The sequence below is a fragment of the Pseudoxanthomonas kaohsiungensis genome (assembly GCF_010211765.1).
GTDB classification, from domain to species: Bacteria; Pseudomonadota; Gammaproteobacteria; order Xanthomonadales; family Xanthomonadaceae; genus Pseudoxanthomonas; species Pseudoxanthomonas kaohsiungensis.
On the sequence record NZ_PDWO01000018.1, the window covers coordinates 34,669 to 55,149 of the forward strand.

The 20,481-nt window shown below is 70.5% G+C and carries 19 protein-coding genes; 6 read left to right on the forward strand and 13 right to left on the reverse strand.

What is annotated here, in order from left to right:
- The first annotated feature begins 86 nt into the window (after window positions 1-86).
- The 4 genes from rnr (at window position 87) to CSC66_RS15555 (ending at window position 6,937) form a co-directional block, all read left to right on the forward strand.
- On the forward strand, window positions 87-2,543 hold the full coding sequence (gene rnr, locus CSC66_RS15540) for a ribonuclease R (RefSeq protein ID WP_379655817.1): 2,457 nt from the start codon (window positions 87-89) through the stop codon (window positions 2,541-2,543).
- Between the two features lie 6 nt (window positions 2,544-2,549).
- Window positions 2,550-3,038, forward strand: a complete 489-nt coding sequence (locus tag CSC66_RS15545) for a GFA family protein (protein ID WP_162378327.1) — start codon at window positions 2,550-2,552, stop codon at window positions 3,036-3,038.
- Window positions 3,039-3,104: 66 nt separating this feature from the next.
- Window positions 3,105-3,851 (forward strand): 23S rRNA (guanosine(2251)-2'-O)-methyltransferase RlmB, encoded by a 747-nt coding sequence (rlmB, locus tag CSC66_RS15550; protein ID WP_162378328.1) that lies wholly within the window; start codon window positions 3,105-3,107, stop codon window positions 3,849-3,851.
- A gap of 41 nt (window positions 3,852-3,892) precedes the next feature.
- A complete protein-coding gene (locus CSC66_RS15555; protein ID WP_162378329.1) occupies window positions 3,893-6,937 on the forward strand; it encodes a ligand-binding sensor domain-containing diguanylate cyclase in 3,045 nt (1,014 codons plus the stop codon).
- A 6-nt stretch (window positions 6,938-6,943) separates the two neighbouring features.
- Here CSC66_RS15555 and rnt read toward each other — a convergent pair whose 3' ends face one another.
- From rnt to pstS (CSC66_RS15605), 10 genes are all read right to left on the reverse strand, one after another.
- Window positions 6,944-7,540: a ribonuclease T gene (rnt, locus tag CSC66_RS15560; protein WP_374317715.1), complete on the reverse strand. Its 597-nt coding sequence runs from the start codon at window positions 7,538-7,540 to the stop codon at window positions 6,944-6,946.
- Window positions 7,541-7,638: 98 nt separating this feature from the next.
- Window positions 7,639-8,385: an HvfC family RiPP maturation protein gene (locus CSC66_RS15565; RefSeq protein WP_162378331.1), complete on the reverse strand. Its 747-nt coding sequence runs from the start codon at window positions 8,383-8,385 to the stop codon at window positions 7,639-7,641.
- Window positions 8,378-9,241 carry an HvfB family MNIO-type RiPP peptide maturase gene (locus CSC66_RS15570; RefSeq protein WP_162378332.1) on the reverse strand — a complete coding sequence of 288 codons (864 nt, stop codon included), beginning with the start codon at window positions 9,239-9,241 and terminating at the stop codon, window positions 8,378-8,380. The genes CSC66_RS15565 and CSC66_RS15570 overlap by 8 nt, the downstream gene beginning before the upstream one ends.
- Before the next feature lie 103 nt (window positions 9,242-9,344).
- Window positions 9,345-9,755, reverse strand: a complete 411-nt coding sequence (locus CSC66_RS15575; RefSeq protein WP_162378333.1) for an HvfA family oxazolone/thioamide-modified RiPP metallophore — start codon at window positions 9,753-9,755, stop codon at window positions 9,345-9,347.
- A gap of 131 nt (window positions 9,756-9,886) precedes the next feature.
- Complete coding sequence (gene phoU, locus CSC66_RS15580) at window positions 9,887-10,603, reverse strand: phosphate signaling complex protein PhoU (RefSeq protein ID WP_162378334.1); 717 nt, start codon at window positions 10,601-10,603, stop codon at window positions 9,887-9,889.
- Between the two features lie 133 nt (window positions 10,604-10,736).
- The gene (gene pstB / locus CSC66_RS15585) at window positions 10,737-11,591 is read right to left on the reverse strand and encodes a phosphate ABC transporter ATP-binding protein PstB (protein WP_379655819.1); all 855 of its coding nucleotides are present in this window, start codon (window positions 11,589-11,591) and stop codon (window positions 10,737-10,739) included.
- Window positions 11,584-12,471, reverse strand: coding sequence for a phosphate ABC transporter permease PstA (gene pstA / locus CSC66_RS15590; protein WP_162378335.1), 888 nt, complete (start codon window positions 12,469-12,471; stop codon window positions 11,584-11,586). The genes pstB and pstA overlap by 8 nt, the downstream gene beginning before the upstream one ends.
- On the reverse strand, window positions 12,471-13,445 hold the full coding sequence (gene pstC, locus CSC66_RS15595; protein WP_162378336.1) for a phosphate ABC transporter permease subunit PstC: 975 nt from the start codon (window positions 13,443-13,445) through the stop codon (window positions 12,471-12,473). Before pstC ends, pstA begins: the two co-directional genes overlap by 1 nt.
- 135 nt (window positions 13,446-13,580) lie before the next feature.
- Entirely contained in the window at window positions 13,581-14,675 is a 1,095-nt protein-coding gene (gene pstS / locus CSC66_RS15600) for a phosphate ABC transporter substrate-binding protein PstS (protein ID WP_162378337.1), read from the reverse strand.
- Window positions 14,676-14,872: 197 nt separating this feature from the next.
- The gene (gene pstS, locus CSC66_RS15605; RefSeq protein ID WP_379655820.1) at window positions 14,873-15,967 is read right to left on the reverse strand and encodes a phosphate ABC transporter substrate-binding protein PstS; all 1,095 of its coding nucleotides are present in this window, start codon (window positions 15,965-15,967) and stop codon (window positions 14,873-14,875) included.
- Window positions 15,968-16,177: 210 nt separating this feature from the next.
- Between pstS (CSC66_RS15605) and CSC66_RS15610 the strand changes: the two genes are divergently transcribed.
- Entirely contained in the window at window positions 16,178-17,473 is a 1,296-nt protein-coding gene (locus CSC66_RS15610; protein ID WP_162378339.1) for an OprO/OprP family phosphate-selective porin, read from the forward strand.
- Window positions 17,474-17,537: 64 nt separating this feature from the next.
- Here CSC66_RS15610 and nth read toward each other — a convergent pair whose 3' ends face one another.
- The 3 genes from nth to CSC66_RS15625 all read right to left on the reverse strand — a co-directional run bounded on the left by nth (window position 17,538) and on the right by CSC66_RS15625 (window position 19,506).
- Complete coding sequence (gene nth / locus CSC66_RS15615; protein ID WP_162378340.1) at window positions 17,538-18,173, reverse strand: endonuclease III; 636 nt, start codon at window positions 18,171-18,173, stop codon at window positions 17,538-17,540.
- Window positions 18,174-18,307: 134 nt separating this feature from the next.
- Window positions 18,308-18,709 (reverse strand): hypothetical protein, encoded by a 402-nt coding sequence (locus tag CSC66_RS15620; RefSeq protein ID WP_238394423.1) that lies wholly within the window; start codon window positions 18,707-18,709, stop codon window positions 18,308-18,310.
- A 14-nt stretch (window positions 18,710-18,723) separates the two neighbouring features.
- Window positions 18,724-19,506, reverse strand: coding sequence for an enoyl-CoA hydratase/isomerase family protein (locus CSC66_RS15625; RefSeq protein ID WP_162378341.1), 783 nt, complete (start codon window positions 19,504-19,506; stop codon window positions 18,724-18,726).
- A gap of 173 nt (window positions 19,507-19,679) precedes the next feature.
- Between CSC66_RS15625 and CSC66_RS15630 the strand changes: the two genes are divergently transcribed.
- Window positions 19,680-20,381, forward strand: coding sequence for an FKBP-type peptidyl-prolyl cis-trans isomerase N-terminal domain-containing protein (locus CSC66_RS15630; RefSeq protein ID WP_162378342.1), 702 nt, complete (start codon window positions 19,680-19,682; stop codon window positions 20,379-20,381).
- The last annotated feature ends 100 nt before the right edge of the window (window positions 20,382-20,481 follow it).

Genomic DNA, 20,481 nt, shown 5'->3' on the forward strand with positions numbered 1-20,481 from the left:
GAGGGTGGCCGAAATCTTGTCAACGCCCCGTTGGCGCCCGCACGCCTGCACGCGGCCGTGAGCCGGGTGGGGTGTACGATCCGCGCATGAAAAACACAGGCAAGCGCGGCGGGAAGGCCGCGGGCGGCTCGGGCCGCAAGGACACCGGCCCCGGCAGGGCTGGCGGGGACGCGGCACGGACGAAGAAGACCCCGGGCAAACCCGCGGCGTCACCCAAGCTGCCGCCGTGGATGCCGGAGCCGCCGCCACGGGCTGGCGGCCGGCCGCCAGCCCCGGCCGGGACCGCGCACCAGGCGGCGCCCCGCAAGAGGCACCATGACCCGCATGCGGCGCGCGAGGCCGAGCGCTACGCCAACCCCATCGCCAGCCGCGAGGCGATCCTCGCCGCCCTGGAGGACGCAGGCGGGCCGCAGACCGCCGAGGAGCTGGCGCAGACCCTCGGCCTGACCGCCGAGGACCGCTTCGACGCGCTCGGCAAGCGCCTGGGCGCGATGGTCCGCGACGGCCAGCTGGTGCAGAACCGCCGCGGCGGTTTCGCCCCGGTCGAACACACCAACCTGATCTCCGGCACGGTGATCGCCAATCCCAACGGCTTCGGCTTCCTGCGCCCGGATGCCGGCGGCGGCGACGACCTGTTCCTGCCGCCGTACGAGATGCGCAAGGCCATGCACGGCGACCGCGTGCTGGCCAACGTCACCGGCATCGACCGCAGCGGACGCCGCGAGGGCAGCATCGCGCGCGTGCTCGAGCGCGGCATCAGCCGCCTGATCGGCAGCTTCGGCACCGAGGCCGGGATCAGCTTCGTGGTTCCGGACGACAAGCGCCTGCAGCGCAACATCCAGGTGCCGCAGGACGCCACCGGCGGCGCGCGCGACGGCCAGCTGGTGGTCTGCGAACTGGTCCAGGCCCCCGACGCGCGGCGTCCGCCGATCGGCAAGGTGATCGCCGTGCTCGGCGACAGCCTGACCCCGTCGCTGGTGGTCGAGGCGGCGATCCACGGCCACAACCTGCCGCACGAGTTCCCGCCGGAGGTGCTGGACGAAGCCACGGCGGTGCCGTTGACCGTCGAGCCGTCGATGGTCGGCGACCGCGTGGACCTGCGCGCCACCCCGCTGGTGACCATCGATGGCGAGGACGCCAAGGACTTCGACGACGCGGTCTACTGCGAGGTCAACAAGGCCGGCTTCCGCCTGGTGGTGGCCATTGCCGACGTGTCGCACTACGTGCGGCCGGGCACGCCGCTCGATAACGAGGCGCAGAAGCGCGCCACCTCGGTCTACTTCCCCGGCTTCGTCGTGCCGATGCTGCCGGAGACGCTGTCCAACGGGATCTGCTCGCTGAACCCGCGCGTCGACCGCATGTGCTTCGTCTGCGACATGCAGGTCGACCACGACGGCCAGGTCACCCGCTCGAAGTTCTACGAGGCGGTGATGAACTCGCATGCGCGCCTGACCTACACCCAGGTGTGGAAGGCGGTGGGCGAGGATGACGACGACGCCCGCGCCGAGATCGCGCCGGTGCTGCCCCACGTCGAGCGCCTGCACCAGCTCTACCAGGTCCTGGCCAAGGCGCGCGCGAAGCGCGGCGCGATCGAGTTCGAGACCTCCGAGGTCCGCTTCGTCCTGGACAACCGCGGCGAGGTCACCCAGGCCGGCATGCTGGTGCGCAACGATGCGCACAAGCTGATCGAGGAATGCATGATCGCCGCCAACGTCGAGGCGGCGCGGCACCTGATCAAGGCCGGCGTGCCGGCGCCTTACCGCATCCACGAGAAGCCCCCGGAAGGCAAGTACGCGGACCTGCTCGAGTTCCTCAAGGAATTCAAGCTCAGCCTGCCGCCGTGGGGCAAGGTCCAGCCCGGCGACTACACCCGCCTGTTGAAGAAAGTCCGCGAGCGCCCCGACGCGGCACTGCTGGAGTCGGTGCTGCTGCGCAGCCAGAGCCTGGCGGTCTACTCGCCGGACAACGCGGGCCATTTCGGCCTGGCGCTGGAGGCGTATGCGCACTTCACTTCGCCGATCCGCCGCTACCCGGACCTGCTGGTGCACCGCGCGATCAAGCATGCGCTGTCGCGGCGGAAGCCGGACGCTTTTCTTTATGCGCCGCGCGACATGGCGGGTCTGGCGCTGCAGTGCTCCGAGCGCGAACGCCGCGCCGACGAGGCCGAGCGCGAGGTCGACGAGCGCTACCGCGCCGCGTGGATGGAGCAGCACGTCGGCGGCCAGTTCGACGGCGTGATCAGCGGCGTGACCAGCTTCGGCCTGTTCGTGGAACTCGATCAGTCCAAGGTCAACGGCCTGGTCCACGTCACCCAGCTGCCGCACGACTACTACCACTTCGATCCGGTGCGGAAGACGTTGTCGGGCGAACGCCGCGGCATGCAGTTCCGGCTCGGCGACCGGGTCCGGATCATCGTGCTCAAGGCCAGCCTGGAGGAGCGCAAGATCGACTTCCGCCTGGTCGAGGACAGGGAGCGCGACACCGGCCTGCCGCCGCTGCCGCCGCGCGGGCAGCCGGCGAAGCGGACCAAGCAGAAGTACTGAGTCGCCGTGGCCAGCGAACCGGCGGTGCATACGGGGGGCTGCCAGTGCGGGGCGGTGCGCTTCCGCGTCACCGGCCCGCTGGACGACGCCTCGATCTGCCATTGCCGGATGTGCCAGAAGGCGTTCGGCGCCTACTACGCGCCGCTGGTGTCCACCCGCGGCGCGCGGCTGGAATGGACCCGCGGCGAGCCGAAGCGGTTCCAGTCCTCGAACCTGGTCCGGCGCGGGTTCTGCGGCGACTGCGGGACCCCGCTGACCTACGAGGCCCCCGATGGCGTGGCGCTGGCCGCCGGCGCGTTCGACGACCCGGCGGGGCTGGCGCCATGGATCCAGTACGGGATCGAGGGTCGCCTGCCGTATGTCCAGGGGCTGTCCGCCCTGCCGGCCCGTCGCACCGAGGAGGACGAGGCGGCCGCGGACTTCCTGTCGCGGATCGTGTCCTACCAGCATCCGGACCACGACACCGGACACTGGCCGCCGCGCACCGGGGCGTGAACGCGAGGCCGGCTCGTGCCGGCCCCCGGATGCGATAATGCCGGCTTCCCTTCGGCGGCCCCGTGCATGAGCAGCAAGCAGAACCAGTGGATCGTCGGCGTCAATGCGGTGGCCTCGGCCGTCGAGAACGACGCCGAGAACGTGCGCGAGGTGCTGGTCGAGTCCGGTGCGCGCAACCCGCGGCTGGTCGAGATCGAAGAGCAGGCGCGGCGCCGCGGCATCGACGTGCGCAAGGTCGCCACCCAGGCCCTGGACGGCATCGGCGGCAGCGTCCGCCACCAGGGCGTGGCCGCGCGCTATGCCGCGGCGAAGACCTGGGACGAGCACGAGCTGGCCGGCCTGGTCGAGGCCGCCGCGGGCAAGGCGCTGCTGCTGGTGCTCGATGGCGTGCAGGATCCGCACAACCTCGGCGCCTGCCTGCGCAGCGCCGCGGCCGCAGGCGCGACCGCGGTGGTGATTCCCAAGGACAAGTCCGCCCCGGTGAACGCCACCGTGCGCAAGACGTCGGCCGGTGCGGCCGACCGGCTGCCGGTGGTGTCCGTGACCAACCTGTCGCGCACGCTGCGCGAGCTGCAGAAGCTGGGCGTGTGGATCTACGGCCTGGCCGGCGAGGCGGAGCCATCGCTCTATTCGCTGGACCTGAAGGGCAACGTGGCCCTGGTCCTGGGCGGCGAGGCCGAAGGCCTGCGCCGGCTGACCCGCGAGCACTGCGACGGGCTGGTGCGCATCCCGATGCCGGGCGACATCGAAAGCCTGAACGTGTCGGTGGCCGCCGGCGTCTGCCTGTTCGAGGCGGTGCGCCAGCGCGCCTGACGGCCGTGCGGCGCGGGGGCTCGCGGCTCGGGGGAGCGGGAATGTCGGACTCGGAAGCGGGATGCCGGTCGCGGCGGGCGGGACGGCGCCGGAGGGTACGGGCCTGGCGCTTGGTGGTCGCGTTGCTGCTTGCCTCGCTGCCCTGGCTTGCGGCTGCGGCGGCCGCCGGCAGCGGGGCGCCACACGCGCCGGCATTGCGCGACTACGCCATCGATGCCTGGACCACGCGCAACGGGCTGCCGCACAACTCCCTGCGCGACATCGCGCAGACCCCGGATGGCTACCTGTGGTTCGCGACCTGGGAAGGCGTGGTCCGCTACAACGGCGTGGCGTTCACCGTGTTCGACCGCGGCAGCGAGCAGGCCCTGCGCGACAACGGCGTCGGTGCGTTGTACGTGGATCCGCGCGGCCGGCTGTGGATCAGCGATTCGCGCGGCAATGTCGGGCGGCTGGAGGCGGACGGTCGCTGGGCCTACGTCGAGCGCATGCCGCAATGGCCGCAGGCGCTGGTCCACGACATGGCGATGGACGGGCAGGGGCGCATGTGGCTGCTGTTCGAAGGCCATGGACTGGGCCGGGTGGAGCCGGATGGCCGCCTCGCGTACATCCCGCCCCCGGCCGGGATTCCGCTGCGGGCCAGCTTCCCGCACATGGCGGTCGATGCGCGCGGACGGGTCTGGATCGGCACGCTCGATGGCCTGGTGATGCTCGATGCCGCGGGCACGTGGCACCGTTTCGGCCGGGGCGAGGGCCTGCCGGCGGGCCTGGTCTGGCCTTACCTGGCGCCGGACGACACGGTCTGGCTCGCAGCGGAAGGCGCGCTGTTCCGGGTGGATGGCGATCGCATCGTCGCCGCGCACGCGCTGCCCGACTCGGGCCACGTCACCACGATGCTGGTCGACCGCAGCGGCGCGCTGTGGGTCGGCACCGAGAACCGGGGCATCGCCCGCATCGACGGCAGGGGCGCGGACTGGCTGCCGCCGGGAGGCGTGCTGCCGCGGGGGCGCATCGCCAGCCTGCTGGAGGATGCCGAGGGCAGCATCTGGGTCGGCGCCAACGGCGGCCTGTTCCGCCTGCGCGAGACGCTGTTCACCGGCTTCACGCGTCGCGACGGACTCGCCAGCGACTACGTGCGCGCGGTGCTGGAGGATCGCGATGGCGTGCTGTGGGTGGGCAATGGCGGCGGCCTGGACCGGCAGTCCGGGGACGGCCGCTTCGACCACGTGGCCTTGCCGGGAGCCGGCGGCGAGGAACCTTCGGTGCTCAGCCTGGCCGAGGGCACTGCCGGCGACCTGTGGGTCGGCACCTTCGCCGACGGTGTCTACCGCTTGCGCGGCGATGGATTGCTGCGCCACTACACCCAGGCCGATGGCCTGCCCAGCGGGCACGTGCGCGCGATCGGCGTCACCGCCGACGGCACGGTCTGGATCGGCAGTCGGCGCGGGGTGGTCTGGATCGACGCGGAGGCCGGTGCCGACGGCGTGCAGCCGCCGCCCGCGGTGCCGGGGTTGCCGCAGGGGCTGGTGACCGCGCTGGCGGGCATCGGTGCCGACCTGTGGATCGGCTCGGTGGAGGGCGCCAGCGTGCTGCGTGGCGGCCGGGTCGAGAAGATCGACCTGGACGCGGCCGGCGGCGGCGCGCGCTCGGTGTTCGGGTTCCGCCAGGTGGACGAGGCGGTATGGATCTCCACCGATCGCGGCCTGTACCGCTACCGCGATGGACGGGTCTCGCGCGTGGGACTGGAGCAGGGCCTGCCGGTGGATGCGGTGTTCCAGCTGGTCCCCGACCGCCAGGGCGAGGCCTGGCTGAGCAGCAATCGCGGGGTGATCCGCGTGCCGATGGATGCGCTGCAACTGGTCGCGGACGGCCGCCTGCCGGTGCTGCCCCGCGCGCGCCTGCATACCGAGATGGACGGCCTGCCCAGCGCGCAGGGCAACGGCAGCTCCTCGCCGCCGGCGATCCTGCGCCGGGATGGCACGCTGTGGCTGGCCACCGCCGCCGGCGTGGCGCGCGCCGATCCGGCGCGCCTGCCGCGCTACCTGGATCGCCAGCCGCCGCCGGCGGTGATCGAATCGGTCCATCGCGACGGGCAGCCGGTGGACTGGACCACCCGGCACGCGCTCGCCGGTGGCGGCCGCATCGCCGTCAGCTACGCGGGCCTCAGCTACCTGCTGCCCGAGCGGATCCGCTACCGCACGCGCCTGCTGGGCCTGGACAGCGACTGGATCGAGCGCGGCACCCAGCGCAATGTCGAGTTCATCGGCCTGCCGCCCGGCGACTACACCCTCGAGGTGGACGCCGCACATCCGGACGGGGCCTGGAGTCCGCGGCCGGCGCGCTGGAGCTTCAGCGTGCGCCCGATGTGGTGGCAGCGCCCGGACGTGCAGCTGCTGGCGGCGCTGGTGGTGCTGGGCGGGCTGTTCGCGCTGTACCGCTGGCGCCTGCGCCGCTACCACGCGCGCAACCGCCGCCTCGAGCGCCTGGTCCGTGAACGCACTGCCGACCTGCAGGCGCAGGCCGAACGGCTGGTGGCGGCCGACCGCGAGCGCAGCGAACTGCTGGAGAAGCTGCGCGAGCAGGCCGAGGCCTACGGCCGCCAGGCACGCGAAGATGCGCTGACCGGGCTGCCCAACCGCCGCCACTTCGACGAAGTGCTGGCCCGCGACCTGGCCCTGGTCCGTCGCGGCGGCCACCCGCTGTGCCTGGCCCTGCTCGACATCGACCACTTCAAGCGGATCAACGACACCTGGTCGCACAGCGTGGGCGATGCGGTGCTGCGCGAGGCCGCGCAGGTGCTCGCCGCCGAGAGCCGCGCCTGCGACCTGCTGGCGCGGCTGGGCGGCGAAGAGTTCGCCCTGCTGCTGCCGGACACGCTGCTGGACGAGGCGCTGCTGGTCTGCGAGCGCCTGCATGCGACCTTCCGCGAGCGGGTGGGGTGGGCGGGCATCGAGGGCCTGCGGGTCACCTTCAGCCTGGGCGTGGTCGCCTGCCGGCCGACCGACACCGCCGCTTCGCTGCTCGAACGCGCCGACGCGGCCCTGTACCGGGCCAAGGACGAAGGCCGCGACCGCCTGCAGGCCGGTTGAAGGCGCTCAGCCCGGCAGTGGCGACGGCCAGGCGTTGGCGATGCGGCAGAACAGCCGCGCGGTCTGTTCGGCGTCGTACACCGCCGAGTGCGCATCCTCGGCGTTCCAGTCGAAGCCGGCGGCGTGCATCGCGCGCGCGAGCACGGTCTGGCCGTAGGCGATGCCGGACAGGGTGACCGTATCGAACACGCTGAACGGGTGGAACGGGTTGCGCTTGTGGCCGGTGCGCGCCACCGCGGCGTTGACGAAGTTGAGGTCGAAGTGGGCGTTGTGGCCGACGAGGATCGCGCGCTGGCAACCGTGGCGGCGCACCGCGGCGCGGACCTGGTTGAACACGTGGCCGAGCGCGTCGCGCTCGGGCTTGGCCAGCCGGAACGGGTGGTCGAGGTCGATGCCGGTGATCTCCAGGGACTTCGGGTCGATCTCGGTGCCCGGGGCGGGGATGAAATGCGCGCTCGCGGTCTGCCCGGGCACGAACAGGCCCTGCTCGTCGAGCTCGATCGGCACGGCGGCCATCTCCAGCAGCGCATGCCGGTTCCAGTCGAAGCCGCCGGTCTCCACGTCCACGACCACGGGCAGGAAGCCGCGGAAGCGGCGGGCCATCGCGCCGGGCGGCGCGGCGGGCGGTTCGGCGTGGGAGGGATCTTCCAGGTCGGCGTCGCTCATGCGCGAAGGGTAGCAGAGCGCGCGCGGCCGACGGATCAGGCGCGGGGCACGGTGCCCTTGATGGTGCCTTCCGCGCGCATCCGCTCGAGCATGGTCGCGCCCTGCGCGAGGAACCCGGCATCCGCTTCGACGCCGGCTTCTGCCGCGAGCGCCTGCAGCCGGGCGCGGCCGCTGTGGCCACCTTCGCCGAGCAGCTCCAGCAGGCGGTACACCAGCGGCGATATCGCGGCGAAACGCGCGCTGCCATCGCCGTCGCGCCGGACCAGGAGCAGGGTCGGTGCGCCCGGCGCCGCGGGCGGAACGTGGTCCGGGCCGATCGTGTGCACGGGCCAGTCGTAGGCCAGCGCGCGTATCCAGGGCGACAGCACCGGGATGCCGTCCAGCAGGTCGCCCGCCGGGTCATGCGCCGGCAGCGGGCTGTCGTCGATCTGCACCGCCAGCTCGATCCATTCGTAGTGCGCCAGTTCCCGCAGCCAGGGCGGATCGCCGGGGTCGGGGCTTTCCTCCAGGAAGCGGATGAACTCGCGCGCCAGCTCCGGGAACAGCGGCGTGCGGCTGCGGTGCGTGGAGTAGAAGCGGCGTACCAGGGCCCGCCAGGCGTCCTCGCCGAGCGTGCGCCGGATCACCGGGAAATTCGCGGCGAGCAGGCCGGCGATGTTGTTGAAGAACAGGTCGCGGTAGATGGCCATGCGCCGCGGCTCGATCCCCGGGGGCGGCGGGTTCGCGGCCGGATCGCGCAGGTGCGCGGCGAAGGCGGACTGCTGCTGGCGCAGGTCAGCCATGCAGCCTGCCCGTCGCCACGCCGGAGGCGGCCGCCTGCTGCAGCTGGCGGATGCGTTCGACCTCTTCCAGCAGCACCGCCAGCGGCGGCAGGTTGAAGTCGCGCTCGAGCAGGGTGGGGCGCACGCCGTGCAGGCGGTAGGCCTCGGCGAGCAGGTCCCAGACATCGCCCTTCACCGGCGCCCCGTGCGTGTCGACCTTCAGGTCCACGGCTTCGTCGTAGTGGCCGGCGACGTGGTAGGAGGCGATCCGGTCGCCGGGCATGCGCGCCAGGAACGCGTGCGGGTCGTAGCCGTGGTTGACCGCGTTGACGTAGACGTTGTTCACGTCGAGCAGCAGGTCGCAGCCGGCTTCCGCGAGCACAGCGGCGACGAACGTGGCCTCGTCCATCGCCTGCGTCCCGGCGGGCTGCGGATGGGCGGCGTAGTACGAGACGTTCTCCACCGCGACGCGGCGGCCGAGCGCGTCCTGCACCTGGCGGATCCGCGCGGCGACATGGGCCACCGCTTCGTCGGTGAACGGGATCGGCATCAGGTCGTAGAGGTGGCCGTCGTCGGTGCAGCAGCTCAGGTGTTCGCTGTACAGGCGCACCCGGTGGCGGTCGAGGAACCGGCGGGTCCGGCCCAGGAACACGTCGTCCAGCGGGTCGGTCCCGCCCAGCGACAAGGACAGCCCGTGGCAGGTAAGGGGATGGCGATCGGACAGCTCGTCCAGCGCCTCCCCCAGCCGCCCGCCGACGCCGATCCAGTTGTCCGGCGCGCATTCGAGGAAATCGAACGCGCCGGCCGGTGCGGCGCGGAGCTCGTCGAGCATCGCGCGCCGCAGGCCCAGGCCAGCGCTGGCGTCAGGCAAAGTCATCGGAGGTCAGGAGCAGTCCCACCAGGCAAAGGAATCCGACCCCCTGATGACCCGCACATGGATGTGCGGGCTCCCGCGAGGGACTCGCATCGAGGACTGGCGCCTATGCCGCGCCGCCGCACTTGCCCTCGCCGCACTTGCCTTCCCCGCACTTGCCTTCGCCGGCCTTCTTCTCGCCGCACTTGCCTTCGGCGCCCTTGGCGGCGTGGTGCGCCTTGCGCTCGGCCTCGTCGATGAAACCGTCCTGGTTGGCATCGATTTTCGCGAACTGGTCGGCCTTGGCGGGGTGGGCGGCGACGAACTCGGCCTGCGACACGCGCCCGTCCTTGTCGGCGTCGACCTTGTCCATGCCGCACTTGCCCTCGCCGCACTTGCCTTCCTGCGCCTTGGCGGTCTCGCCGGCGGCGAGCATGTAGCCCTGCGCCAGCGGCTCCATGGCGAAGGCGGCGCCGGTGAGGGTCAGGCCGGCGAGCGCGGTACCGAGCGCGATGGCGGCGGGTTTCTGCTTGGACATGGCTGTGCTCCGTGAAGTCTGGGGCGCGGGAAGCGGCGCGCCCGCCGCCGGGGGGTGCCCAAGTCTACCCCCGGTTCGTTATCACGGCGTGGCGGGCCCGGCGCCGGGGGAGGCGGCGCCCGGGCACCGGCTCAGGGCGCGCTGACCGTGGTGCTGGTGTCGTCGCGCTTCTCGCGGGGCGGCAACGGCTGTTCGCCATGGATCAGGAACCACACGTTCTCGGCGATGTTGGTGGCGTGGTCGCCGATCCGCTCCAGGTTCTTGGCCATGAACAGCAGGTGTGTGCAAGGAGTGATGTTGCGCGGGTCCTCCATCATGTAGGTCAGCAGTTCGCGGAACAGCGCGGTGTACTGCTCGTCCAGCCGTGCGTCGTTCTCGCGGACCTGCAGGGCGAGCTCGCTGTCGCTGGTCTGGTAGGCGCGTAGCGCCAGCCGGACCTGGCCGGCGGCCAGCATGCCCAGGGCACGGAGGCCGGAGGTGTGGGGGAGCGGGGGCGCGGCGTTGAGCGCGATCGAGCGCTTGGCAACGTTGGCGGCGTAGTCGCCGATGCGCTCGATGTCCGCCGGGATGCGCAGGCCGGCGAGGATCTCGCGCAGGTCGCGCGCCATCGGTCCGCGCAGCGCCAGCAGCATCACGTCGTGGCTGATCCGGCGTTCGGCCGCGTCGATGGACTCGTCGTTGGCGACGATCCGGCGCGCGGCGCTGTCGTCGCGGCGATCGACCACGTCCAGCGCGGCTTCGAGCTGGACCACGGCGACGTGGCCCATCTGCACGATCTCCTCGACCAGGTGGCGCTGCTCCTCGTCGTAGCTCTTGACGATGTGCTCGTGGGGAGGGGTCGTGGTCATGGGTGCTGTCCGGAATCGAATGAATGTGTGTTGCCGTCCATGGCGCGGCGGCTCGGCTTCGGACAACCCGGCCCGGCCATCCATGGCCGGGCGTTCGTCCGATCGCGCGGCAGTGCCGCGCAGGCGATCGTCCTCACCCGAACCGTCCGGTGATGTAGTCCTCGGTCTGCTGCCTGGAGGGACTGGAGAAGATCACCTGGGTGCGGTCGTGCTCGATCAGGTCGCCCAGGTACATGAAGGCGGTGTAGTCGGACACGCGCGCGGCCTGCTGCATGTTGTGGGTCACGATCACGATCGTGTAGTCCTTCTTCAGCTCCTCGACCAGCTGCTCGATGCGGCTGGTCGAGATCGGATCCAGCGCCGAGGTCGGCTCGTCCAGCAGCAGCACGTCCGGGCGCAGCGCCACGGCGCGCGCGATGCACAGGCGCTGCTGCTGGCCGCCGGACAGGCCCAGTGCGCTCTGGCCCAGCTTGTCCTTGACCTCGTCCCACAGCGCGCCCTGGCGCAGCGCGTGCTCGACGCGGTCGGCCATCTCGCCCCTGGACAGCTTCTCGTGGTGGCGGATGCCGTAGGCCACGTTCTCGAAGATGGTCATCGGGAACGGCACCGGCTTCTGGAACACCATGCCGACCTTGGAGCGCAGCCGGTTCATCGGATACTTGTGCGAGAGGATGTTCTCCCCGTCCAGCAGCACTTCGCCGCGCGCCTCGAGCTTGGGATACAGCGCGTAGATGCGGTTGAAGATGCGCAGCAGGGTGGACTTGCCGCAGCCGGAGGGGCCGATCAGCGCGGTCACCCGCTTCTCGGGTATTTCCAGGTTGATTCCCTTGAGCGCGTGGAACTTGTCGTAGTAGAAGTCCAGGCCGCGCGCGGCGAGCTTGACCGGCGCGGCGCTGGCCGGCTCGGCGTGTGCGGTCACCGCGATGCGCTGCATCGGTGCGGCGGAGGCGTGGTCGGTCATGGCCGGGTTCCGGGAAAGGTCAGTCATGGGTGATCCTGTTGCGCAACAGCAGGGCGCGTGCGCCGAGGCTGACCAGCAGCACGAAAACGGTCAGTACCAGGGCGCCGGCCCAGGCCAGTACCTGCCAGGACTCGTAGGGGCTGGCCGCGAACTGGTTCATCACCACCGGCACCGACGCCATCGGCTGGAAGATGTTCGTGTTCCAGTACTGGTTGCCGAACGCGGTGAACAGCAGCGGCGCGGTCTCGCCGGAGATGCGGGCCAGGGCCAGCAGCACGCCGGTGACGATGCCGGCCGAGGCGCTGCGGTACAGCACCTGGACGGTCACCTTCCACTGCGGGATGCCGAGCGACAGCGCCGCCTCGCGCATCTGCACCGGGACCAGGCGCAGCATCTCGTCGGTGGTGCGCACCACCACCGGCAGCACGATGAACGCCAGCGCGAGCGCGCCGGCGAACGCGGAGAAGTTGCCGCCGGTCTGCATCACGTACAGGGTGTAGACGAACAGGCCAAGCACGATCGACGGCGCCGACAGCAGGATGTCGTTGACGAAGCGCACCACCGTGCCCGCCTTGCGCGCGTTGCCGTACTCGGCAAGCCAGGTGCCCGCGGCGATCCCCAGCGGCGTGCCGATGGCGATGGCCAGCACGCACATCACCGCGCTGCCGAAGAACGCGTTGGCCAGGCCGCCTTCTTCCATCGGCGGCGGCGTCATCCGGGTGAACAGGTTCCAGTCGATCCCGGCGATGCCCTTGGCCACCAGGGTCCACAGGATCCAGCCCAGGAAGAACAGGCCGAACAGCGCGGTGGCGCAGGACAGCACCAGCGCCAGCACGTTGACGATGCGACGCTTCAGGTACAGGCGCCCGGCAACGGAAGCGGAAGCGGCGGGGGCGGGGGCGGCCATCAGTTGCCCTCCCGGCGCGAGAGCTGCATCAGCATCAGGCGGGCGATGGCCAGCACCACGAAGGTGACGATGAAGAGGACGAAGCCCAGCAGCAGCAGCGCGGAGCGGTAGGTTTCGGTCGCCTCGCCGAAGTCGTTGGCGATCAGCGCGGCGATGGTGGTGCCCGGCTCGAGCAGCGACGGCGACAGGCGCACGCTGTTGCCGATCACGAACGCCACCGCCATGGTTTCGCCCAGGGCGCGGCCCAGGCCGAGGAAGATGCCGCCGATCACCGCCGAGCGGGTATAGGGCAGGACGATGTCCCAACTCACTTCCCAGCGGGTCGAGCCGAGCGCATAGGCCGACTCCTTCAGGCGCGTGGGCACGGTCAGGAACACCTCGCGCATCACCGAGGAAATGAACGGGATCACCATGATCGCCAGCACGAAACCGGCGGTGAGCATGCCGATGCCGAGCGGCGGGCCCTGGAACAACGGGCCGACGAGCGGCCATTCACCCAGGGTGTCGTTGAGGAACGGGGTCACGTACTCCGTCATCACCGGCACGAGCACGAACAGGCCCCACATGCCGTAGATGATCGAAGGGATGCCCGCGAGCAGCTCGATCGCGGTGCCGACCGGGCCGCGCAACCAGCGAGGCGCCACTTCGGTGAGGAAGAAGGCGATGCCGAAGCTGACCGGGACGGCGATCACCATCGCGATCAGGGCGGTGACCAGGGTGCCGTAGATCGGCGCCAGCGCGCCGAACTTGTTCTCGACGGGATTCCACTCGGCCGAGTAGAAGAAACTCAGGCCCTGCATCTCCAGGGCGTGGCGACCACCCCAGAGCATCGACAGGGCGGCGCTGGCCAGCGCGACCAGGACGAACACCACGCATGCCACCAGCGCGTAGCGGAACAGCCGGTCGTTGCGGGCGTCGCGCAGGTCGCGCCCGGCGGGGGCGGCCGGTGCAGCTTCGAATGTCGTCGTGTTCATCGGGTCTTCGGCGCGGGGCGGGCGTCGCTGCGGGAAGCGGCGGAGCGCGGCGGTCCGGTGGGAGGGAGTGCGGACCGCCGGCTCCGCGGCGCGTGGAGGGGCGGCTTCCTTCGAAGCCGCCCCGGATCTGTCCCGTTACTTGAACTCGGCAGCCCAGTAGGCCTCGATCTGCTGCACCAGCTCCGGCGGCAGCGGCACGTAGTGCAGTGCCTGTGCCTGCGGCTGGCCCTGCTCGAAGGCCCACTTGAAGAACGCGAGCGTGGCCTGGCTGCGTGCCGGATCCTTCGGCTGCTTGGGCATCAGCATGAAGTTGGTGGCGGTGATCGGCCACGCCTGCTCGCCCGGCGCATTGGTGATCACCAGGTTGAAGTCCTTGGCGCTGGTCCAGTCGGCGCTGGCGGCCGCGGCCGCGAAGGTGTCCGCGTTGGGCTGCACCCACTGGCCGGCCGCATTCTGCAGGGAGGCGTAGGGCATGGCGTTCTGCAGCGCGTAGGCGAGCTCGACGTAGCCGATGCCACCCTTGATCTGCTTGACGTAGGCGGCGACGCCCTCGTTGCCCTTGCCGCCGACGCCGGCCGGCCATTGCAGCGATGTTCCTTCGCCGACCTTCTCCTTCCACTCGCCGCTGACCTTTGACAGGTAGTTGCTGAAGTTGAAGGTGGTGCCGGAACCGTCGGAACGGTGCACCAGGGTGATCTTCTCGGCAGGCAGCGCGACGCCCGGGTTGGCCGCGGCGATGGCCGGGTCGTTCCACATGGCGACCTTGCCGAGGAAGATGTCGGCCAGCAGCGGGCCGGTCAGGCGCAACTGGCCGGGCTGGATGCCTTCGAGGTTGAATACCGGCACCACGCCGCCGATGGCCGACGGGAACTGGCCCAGGCCCGCGGCCGCCAGCTCTTCGCTCGGCAGCGGCTTGTCGGAGGAACCGAAGTCCACCGTGCCCGCCTTGATCTGGGCGATGCCGCCCCCGGAGCCGATCGACTGGTAATTGACCTTGTTGCCGGTGGCCGCGTTGTAGTCGGCCGACCACTTGGACACGAGCGGGTAGATGAACGACGCGCCGGCGCCGGAGATCTGCGCGGCCACCTGCTCGCCGGCCGCCGGCGCGTCGGCGCCTTGCGTGGCCGGTGCGGTGGCGGCGTTGTCGGCGTCGCCGCCGGCAGAGCACGCGGCCAGGGCGAGGCTGGCGGCCAGGGACAGGACGAGGGGGCGGAGCGGGAAGGGCTTCATGGGCTCGTTTCTGGGCTGGGCCGGCGGGCCGGCGGATGGGCACATGAAATGATGTTTTTGTGACAACCGTATGACGCGCCCCCGGCGTTCTGCCCGGCCGCCCCTGGTTGCATCGCAAGCGGCTGTATTCAAAGAAAAAAGAGCGCGGACCGAAGTCCGCGCTCCCGGGTGAACGGCGAGGGGAGAGAGCCCGCCGCTCAGTACTTCATGTGCTGCGCCCAGTACGCCTCGATCTGCTTGACCAGCGCATCGGGCAGCGGCACGTAGTCGAGCTGGCGCGCCTGGGCATCGCCGTTGGCATAGACCCACTGGAAGAACGTCTTAGCGTTCCTCGCGCCGGCCGCGTTCTTCGGCTGCTTGTACATGAGGATGAAGTTGGTGGCGGTGATCGGCCAGGAGTTCTCGCCCGGCGCATTGGTCATCACCAGGTAGAAATCCTTGGCCTTGGCCCAGTCGGCGCTGGCGGCGGCGGCGGCGAAGCTCTCTTCGCTGGGCTGCACGAAGCGGCCTGCGGCGTTCTTCAGGGCCGCGTGCGAGAGCTTGTTCTGCAGCGCGTAGGACAGCTCGACGTAGCCGATGCCGCCCTTGACCTGCTTGACGTAGGCGGTCACGCCCTCGTTGCCCTTGCCGCCGATGCCGGCCGGCCACTGCACCGAGGTGCCTTCGCCGACCTTGTCCTTCCATTCCGGGCTGACCTTGGACAGGTAGTTGACGAAGTTGAAGGTGGTGCCCGAGCCGTCGGAGCGGTGGACGACGGTGATCTTCTGGTCGGGCAGGGCCAGGCCCGGGTTGAGCGCGGCGATGGCCGGATCGTTCCACTTGGCGATCTTGCCCAGGAAGATGTTGGCCAGGGTCGGGCCGTCGAGCTTCAGCGCGCCCGGAGCCACGCCCTGCACGTTGACGATCGGCACCACGCCGCCGATCACCGACGGGAACTGCGCCAGGCCGTACTTGGCCAGCTCCTCGGGCTTGAGCGGCGCATCGGACGAGCCGAAGTCGACCGTGGCCGCCTTGATCTGGGCGATGCCGCCGCCGGAGCCGATCGACTGGTAGTTGACCTGCTTGCCGGTCGCACCCTTGTAGTCGGCCGACCACTTCGACATGACCGGATAGATGAAGGAAGCCCCGGCGCCGGTCACGTCGTTGGCGTGGGCGAGGGAGATCGAGGAAGCGGCCGCGATCAGTGCGGCGGCGGCGCGGGTCTTGAACGTGAAGTTCACGGTGCAACTCCGTAAGCAGCGGGTGGGTGGTGGCGGACGCGAAGCCGACGCATCCAGCGGCGGCCATTCCATAACCGATCCGTGACAGCGCCGCGTAATCCACGTGACCGCGGGGTGACACCGCGCTGCGGCCGGCGCCGAGCGGCCGGTCACCGTTCTGTCATATCGCCGTCGCGTCCCTGAAAGATCGCGGTCGCAAGCTGCGCGGCGTTTAACGGGTGCTTCACGTTCCCAGGCGGAACCGCACCGCTCTCGCCAGACCACCACCACCGGAGTTCCTCCATGCGTTATTCCTATCTCGCCGTCGCCCTCGCCGCGGCCCTGGGCACGACCGCCGCCTTCGATGCGGCCGCCGCCGAGAACGCCGAACTGGCCGCGCTGAAGGCGCAGCTGGCCGAGCTGCAGGCCAAGGTCGCCGAGCTCGAGACACGCACCGACGCCCAGTCCGACATCAACGTGGGCACCCAGCAGAGCATCGAGAACATCGCGGCGACCACGCCGAAGGTCGAGACCAAGGGCGGCATCAAGGTCACCTCGGCGGACAAGAAGTTCGAGGCCTCCATCGGCGGTCGCATCCATTTCGACGCCTATGCCTTCGACCGCGACATCGCGGCCACCACCGGCACCAGCGAGTTCCGCCGCGCGCGCCTGACCCTGGCCGGCAAGGCGCTGGGCTGGGACTACAAGCTCGAGCAGGACTTCTCCGCCGGCACCAACCTGGACGGCCTGCGCGATGCCTATATCGCCACCGGCCTGTGGGGCGGCAAGGCCACCATCGGCCATTTCAAGCCATACCGCTCGATGGAGGAGCTGACCAGCTCCAACGAGATCCTGATGATGGAGCGTCCGTTCGCGTCGGCCACCGGACTGTTCAGCGGCCGCCAGTTCCAGCAGGGCGTGGGCTACCAGCGTTCGGGCGACAACTACACCGCCGGCTTCACCGTGTTCAACCTGCGCGGCGCCTCGGGCACCCGCAACGAGGGCATGGGCGCTTCGGGCCGCGTCACCTGGGCGCCGATCAACAACGACAACGAAACCCTGCACTTCGGCGGTTGGGCCAGCCAGGAGAACGCCAACCAGGGCTCGGCCGACATGTCGGCGGTGGCCAGCTACGCCGGCCGGCGCGGCCCCTCGCAGACCATCGCCACCACTACCGGCGCCAGCCGCAACACGATCACCGCCTACGGCCTGGAAGCGGCCGGCGCGTTCGGCCCGCTGTTCTTCCAGGGCGAGTACGCCAACGCCACCTTCGGCCAGCCGATCGGCGGCGACCAGGACGTGTCCACCTGGTACCTGCAGGGCAGCTGGCTGCTCAATGGCGGCCACAAGCCGTACAAGGCGGCTACCGGCGTGTTCGGTTCGCCGAAGGTCGACAAGGGCCTGTGGGAGCTGACCGCGCGCTACGACACCATCGAGAACAAGGACATCGCCGACCGCGAGGCGACCAGCGTGATCCTCGGCGTCAACTACTACGTCAACGCCAACCTGCGCTTCATGTTCAACTACACGCAGGGCGAGAACGAGGTGACCGGCGACGAGACCGGCCAGTACGCGCTGCGCACGCAGTTCGCCTGGTAAGACGCCCACGGCTCACCGCCACGGAAGCGCCCCGCACCGCGGGGCGCTTTTCTTTTTTCGCGGGTCAGGCGGGCGTCTTGTCCGGCCAGTGGCACAGGTCGCGGACCACGCACTGCGGGCAATCGGGCTTGCGCGCCTTGCACACGTAGCGGCCGTGCAGGATCAGCCAGTGGTGCGCGTCCTGCAGGTATGGCGGCGGCACCCGGCGCAACAGCGCGTCCTCGACCGCGCGCACGTCCTTGCCCGGCGCCAGGCCGGTGCGGTTGGCGACGCGGAAGATATGCGTATCCACCGCCATGGTGGATTCGCCGAACGCGGTGTTGAGGACTACGTTGGCGGTCTTGCGGCCGACGCCGGGCAGCGCCTCCAGCGCGGCGCGGTCGCGCGGCACTTCGCCGCCGTGCCGTTCGACCAGGATCGCGCAGGTCGCGATCACGTTCTTCGCCTTGGCGTTGAACAGTCCGATCGTGGCGATGTGCTTCTTCAGCCCGTCCTCGCCCAGCGCCAGGATCGCCTGCGGCGTGTTGGCCAGCGGATACAGCCGGCGGGTGGCCTTGTTCACGCCCACGTCGGTGGCCTGCGCCGACAGGATCACCGCGACCAGCAACTCGAACGGCGTGGTGTATTCCAGCTCGGTGGTCGGATGCGGGTTGAGCTCCTGCAGGCGCGCGAACATCTCCTCGATCTCGGCGGCCTTCATCAAGGTGACGCGCGGCGTCGCGGTCTTGCCTGGACGGGCTTGCGTGCCGGTTGCGGCTTTCTTCGCGGGCGTCTTCTTGGCGGGCGCTGCCGGCTTTTTCGCAGCGCTGCGCCCGGCGGAACTTCTACGCACGCTCATTCGCTTGTTTTCCCGGCCGCGCGTGCACGTGCACGCGCCAGTGCTGCCGCGGCCGCCGGGGGCAGGGCGGGTCGAGGGGGTGCGTCGACGACCGGTGCATTGGCAACCGTTTCATGGCCAGAGGTGGGTGCTTGTGCGGTGACCGGACCACGTGCCGCGCGCTCGGCGGCGCGCCGGGCCAGCCGTGTTTCGCGCGCACGGTAGCGGTCGCGCGCGGCCCAAGCGGTGCGCAGCCGAGCCTGCGCCTCGGCGATCGGCGCATCCCATCCATCGTCGCCCGCGGCGTAGTCCATCAGACCGGCCTGCAAGGCGCCATCGAGGTCGCTCGCGTGCAACAGCGCCAGCAACCGCTGGCGCAGTGCAGCCCGTGCGGCGGTCGCTTCGGTGGACGGGGCCATGGACGGGGCGTGGCTCAGCGGTTCTGGAACTGCGGCTTGCGTTTGGCGAGGAACGCGTCGGTGCCTTCGCGCATGTCCTCGCTGGCGAACAGCAGCGCGAACTGTGCGGTCTCGAACTGCAGTCCTTCCTCGATGCCGCATTCGCCGCCCAGCAACACCGCGTCGAGCACGCCCCGCAGGGCCAGCGGAGCGGCCGAGGCCAGCTGCGCCGCCAGCTTCATCGTTTCCGACTCGAGGTCCGCGGCCGGAACGACCCGGTTGACCAGCCCCAGCTGCAGCGCACGGGCCGCATCGATCGGCGCCCCGAGCAGGCACAGCTCGAGGGTGGCCGCGCGGCCGGCCAGGCGCAGCAGGCGCTGGGTGCCGCCGAACCCGGGGATCAGGCCGAGGTTCACCTCCGGCTGGCCAAGTCGGGCGCTGTCGGCGGCCACGCGCAGGTGGCAGGCCATGGCCAGTTCCAGGCCGCCGCCCAGTGCGTAGCCGTTCACCATCGCGATGGCCGGCTTGGGCAGGCGCTCGATCCGGCGCATCAGGCGTTGGCCCAGCAGGGAGAACTCGCGGCCCTCGATCGCGGTCAGCGCATTCATCTCGGCGATGTCGGCGCCGGCGACGAAGGCCTTGCCGCCGCTGCCGGTGAGGACCACGACGCGGACGTCGGGATCCTCGCCAGCGGCGGCGAACGCGGCGTCGAGGGCTTCCAGGGTCTGCCGGTTCAGGGCGTTGAGCTTGTCCGGGCGGTCGATGGTCAGGACCCGGACGCCGTCGGCGTCGCGGCTGAGGACGGGGCTGGCCGTCATGGCGGTGAACTCCTGGTCGGGAATGTGAAGGCACGGGGCTGGAACTTCCCGTCCGGCGGGCGGTCCGAAGCCCTGACCCGCGCTGGCGGGCCGCCGGTGCGGCGGCTATCCTAGCGCGTCCGCTACTGCCGGGACCCGAGGTCCTGGCGCCACCCTTCCGGAGAACGATCCAGATGAAGTTGCGTCCTATCGCTGTCGCCATTGCGGCCCTGGCCCTGGCCGGCAGTGCCTTCGCCCAGGACACCACGTCCGAGAAGGGCAAGCTGAGCTACTACTTCGGCTACGACTACGGCAACAACCTTGCCGAGCTGCAGGGCCGCGGAGAGCAGATCGACGCCGCGTCGGTGGTCAAGGGCCTGCAGGACGCGCTGGCCAAGAAGCAGCCGGCGATCACGGCCGACCAGCTCAAGCCGGCACTGGAGGCGTTCCAGAAGCGCGAGCAGGCCCGCGCCCAGCAGGCCAAGGCCCAGTACGACAAGGCCGCCGCCGAGAACAAGACCAAGTCCGACCAGTTCCTGGCCCAGAACAAGGCCAAGGCCGGCGTGCAGACCCTGCCCAGCGGCGTGCAGTACCGCATCCTCGAGACCGGCACCGGCGCCAAGCCGACCCAGGCCAGCAACGTGCAGCTGGAAGTGGCCGGTCCGTTCCCGTTCGGCCAGCGTCCGGAGCAGGCCCGTCCGGCGCAGCAGATCCCGAGCATCAAGGTCAGCGAAGTGGAAATGGCCGCCATGCGCGAAGTGCTGCTGCAGATGCCGGCCGGTTCGAAGTGGGAAGTGGCGCTGCCGGCGGACAAGGCCTACGGCGCCGACCCGCGCACGCCGTTCCCGCCGAACGTGGCGGTGGTGTTCGAGATCAAGCTGGTCGCGATCAAGTAATCGCCCCCGCTGCATGATCGTCCTTCTGCGCCGGCTCGATGCCGGCGCAGTCGTTTCCGGGATGGCATCGCGCCTTGCATGGCACCGGACGCGCTACGCT